Below are 3,675 nucleotides of genomic sequence, written 5' to 3'. Positions count from 1 at the left end.
TATCTTGAATAAATAATTTCTTTTCTAACTCATTTACCTTCTCACTTAATTCTTCTATCTTCATATCTTTCTTTTTTTCAGTAGAATACTTATTACGTTTTCTTTTATTAATTTTTGTGACTATCATTATGATAAAATACATTAATAAATTGCATAAAATAATCAATCCTATATTTTTTAACATAGCTCCCCCCTGTAATGTATTTTTGAGCAACGGAGTTGCCTAAAGCAGTAGCGAAGGCATCTCGTTTGAGTAACGGATTTATCCAAATTGGTAACGAGAATATATTGTTGACGATATGCTTCTCAATTTTGGCGATATAAGCAGATCGAATTTTCCATTTTTAATTAGTTCACTGCCCCCTGTTATTAACTAATTTAAAGAATTAATTGACCATCCTTTTCAGATAGATAATATTCATCTCCCAAACTTACATCTGCTGTTCCACTTGTTATGTCAATTATTCTATCCTTTAGAGATTCAACATCCTCAACTTTTGAGTATACTATTATTTCAACATCATCTGAATATATAGTATCCTTAACTGTAAAACCAAGATTCATTATTTCATTCTGTATTTTACCAAGTTGAGTATATTCAATTTTAATCTTTACTTCAGTATATTTAACTTTTTCAATAACAATACCTGCTTCTATACCTACTTTGGCACCTTTAGTATAAGCACGAACTAACCCTCCAGCGCCAAGTTTTATTCCTCCAAAATACCTTGTTACAACAACTACTACATCTCTTAAATCTTCCTTTTTTATTACTTCTAAAGTAGGAATACCTGCTGTTCCTTGAGGTTCACCATCATCACTATATCTTTGTATATTCATATTTTCACCAACAGTATATGCCCATACATTATGAGTGGCATCCTTATGTTTTTTCTTTATTTCATTAACAAATTCTATAGCTTCTTCTTCAGTTTTTATAGGTTTTGCATATCCTATAAATGTTGATTTTTCAACTATATATTCATCTACTCCAAACTTATGTAATGTTTTATAGCTACTCATAAATTCCTCCTGTATTACAAAAAAGAAAGGGATTTACCCTTTCTTAAATTTTCTTATTTAATTATATTATATTTTATTTTGCAATTTCTGCATTATTTTTCTTTTCTTCTTTATATTTTTTATATGAAACATCAACTAAAGCTTTTTCTTTATTATGAGATAACATATCCATAGCATCTTTTATCTTGTAGAAACCACCATCTACAAAATCTTCTCTTATTATGTACTCTGGGTTTTCAGCTTCCATGACATACCAAACTATTGCATTACAAACTTGTTGTTGTCTACTTCTTGAGAAAAATTCATACATAGTATCTCCTGCCACTACTAATGGGCACGCATCTACACCTGTTTCATTTTTAACTCTACCTACAGCGCTATCTGCTGCTAATTGCCCTTCAAGAATTTTTCCTTTTGGTAATGTCCATTCATGTCTATCATTTTTCAGTAAAAGTACTTTATTTGCGTAAAAAACAACTCCACCTGCACAACGTCTTACTATCATTTTAAAACCCCTCCTATTAACCTTTGAATTATTTTTCATTACATTTTGTTAAATTGCGGAGATAAATCTCTGATAACAATTAATTATTAAGTTGTATGTTGCTGATACTACTAAAAACTTTCTTTCTCAAGAGCTTCGATTGCTTCTTCATAAGCTCTTAATACATATTCTTTTTCATGATTACTTTGCATTACTAATTTTCTTAAAATTTTTAAACTATTATTGTTGCCAACTACAGATAAAGCTTTTGCACAATACTGTCTAGTTTGTGGATTAGAATCATATAATCCTTTTTCTAAGCATGGTCTACTTTGTGGTGACTGGATTTTTCTAATAGCTGAATATGTAATCCTTCTAACATCTGAATGTCTATGCATTGTTAGAGAGTGTAATAAATCTAAATATTTTTCCTCTTTTAATTCCCCAGTGGTCCATATTAAAATTATTAAATCTTCAGCATTTTTTTCTAATCTGATTCTTTTGTAAAGTTCTCTTTTGAACTTTAACATCCTATCGTCATCTAAACCTAATTCGTCAATAAAATCAAGTCTTTCAGATTTATCTAGCTCTAAGTACTTATCCAGTATATCTTTAGAACTTTCTAGTTTATTCTTAGACATTGACTTTATCTCTAGTTTTGCCCTAATTAGTTGATCCTTTACTTCCATTGTAGATATGTTTCTAATTTTACTTATTTGTGGTACCGTTTTGGACTCTTTATAAAGAAGATAGGTAATAAAATAATCTTCAAGTTGGTCTATATTATTCCAATCTATATTCATTTTATTACTCAATTTATTTTATATAGTCCTTATATATATTATAATCTTCTTCATCTAAATTTACATCAACAGAAATACCATTTTCTTCATAATTAAAATCATTAACATTATATTTATCTTTTATTTTACTAAATATATCTCCTCTTTCATAAGGAAGTATAAGATTTACTTTGTAAGTATCTTTCATTAAGGCTTCTTCAATTAGTTTTAATAATTTATCCATATTTATTCCTTTTTTTGCAGAAATATATACTTTATCTTTTTGATTTTTTGGATAAATATCAAGTTCTAGCTTATCAACCTTGTTATATACTATGATTGTTTTCTTATCACCAACATCTAAATCTTTTAAAACAGATTCTGTTGTTTGTTTTTGAAGTTCGTAACTGCTGTTAGTTGCATCAATAACATGAAGTATTAAATCTGCATATTGTACCTCTTCTAGTGTAGCTTTGAAAGCATCTACTAAGTCATGCGGAAGTTTACTTACAAATCCAACTGTATCTACAACTAAGAAGTCTCTTTTATTAGGTAGTGTCGCTTTTCTTAAAGTAACATCTAGTGTAGCAAATAGCATATTTTTTACAAATACTTCTTTTTCTTCTTCATAATCTTTATGTGTTTTTATTAATTTGTTTAATAGAGTTGATTTTCCTGCATTTGTATATCCAACTAATGCAACTATTGGCATATTTGATTTCATTCTTTGAACTCTTTGAGTCTCTCTATTCTTTGATACTTCTTTTAATTCTCTTCTTATGTCTGCTATTTTATTTAATATAATTCTTTTGTCTATTTCTAATTTTTGTTCCCCTGGTCCTCTTGTTCCAATCCCTGCACCAGTTCTACTCATTTCTCCACCCATACCATAAAGTCTTGGCATTCTATATCTAAGCTGAGCAAGTTCAACTTGTAGCTTACCTTCTTTACTTAGAGCTCTTTGAGCAAATATATCTAATATAAGCGTAGTTCTATCTATAACTTTTCTACCTACAGCTTCTTCTAAGTTTCTTATATGAGCTCCCGATAATTCATCATTGAATATTACCATTGTAGCATCAGTAGCTTCACAGTATGCTCTAAGTTCTTCTACTTTACCTTTTCCAACATAGTATGCTGCATCAACAGCCGGTCTATTTTGAATTAAGCTTCCCACAACTTCTGCACCAGCAGCTTTCGTTAATTCCTTTAATTCTTCCATAGACTCATTTATATCTATGTCGTCTATCTTTTTCACATTAGTCGTTATATTAAGTCCTATTAGTAAGGCTCTTTCTTGCTGTTTTTCCATTCTTACACCTCTTTTATCTTAATGTATGTATATGTTAAAAAATATTTTCTTTGCTATATTTTTTATTTTTTCTA

At 29.0% G+C, this 3,675-nt stretch carries 5 protein-coding genes; all 5 read right to left on the bottom strand.

Annotation, left to right across the window (positions count from 1 at the left end; genetic code table 11):
- Positions 1-184: hypothetical protein (locus NSA58_RS17430; protein ID WP_257560744.1), on the bottom strand; the 184-nt coding region annotated here is incomplete at its 3' end.
- 194 nt (positions 185-378) lie between these two features.
- Positions 379-1,023 (bottom strand): YigZ family protein, encoded by a 645-nt coding sequence (locus NSA58_RS17425; RefSeq protein ID WP_039679437.1) that lies wholly within the window; start codon positions 1,021-1,023, stop codon positions 379-381.
- Positions 1,024-1,096: 73 nt separating this feature from the next.
- Complete coding sequence (locus NSA58_RS17420; protein WP_039679436.1) at positions 1,097-1,528, bottom strand: NUDIX domain-containing protein; 432 nt, start codon at positions 1,526-1,528, stop codon at positions 1,097-1,099.
- Between the two features lie 110 nt (positions 1,529-1,638).
- Positions 1,639-2,310, bottom strand: coding sequence for a HEAT repeat domain-containing protein (locus NSA58_RS17415; RefSeq protein ID WP_039679435.1), 672 nt, complete (start codon positions 2,308-2,310; stop codon positions 1,639-1,641).
- Positions 2,311-2,323: 13 nt separating this feature from the next.
- Complete coding sequence (gene hflX, locus NSA58_RS17410) at positions 2,324-3,601, bottom strand: GTPase HflX (protein WP_074429479.1); 1,278 nt, start codon at positions 3,599-3,601, stop codon at positions 2,324-2,326.
- Between the last annotated feature and the right edge of the window lie 74 nt (positions 3,602-3,675).

It is taken from the genome of Terrisporobacter muris, from assembly GCF_024621905.1.
In the GTDB taxonomy this organism is placed as follows: Bacteria; Bacillota; Clostridia; order Peptostreptococcales; family Peptostreptococcaceae; genus Terrisporobacter; species Terrisporobacter muris.
Note: the sequence above shows the minus strand (reverse complement) of the source record. Positions and strands in the feature narration are given on the sequence as shown.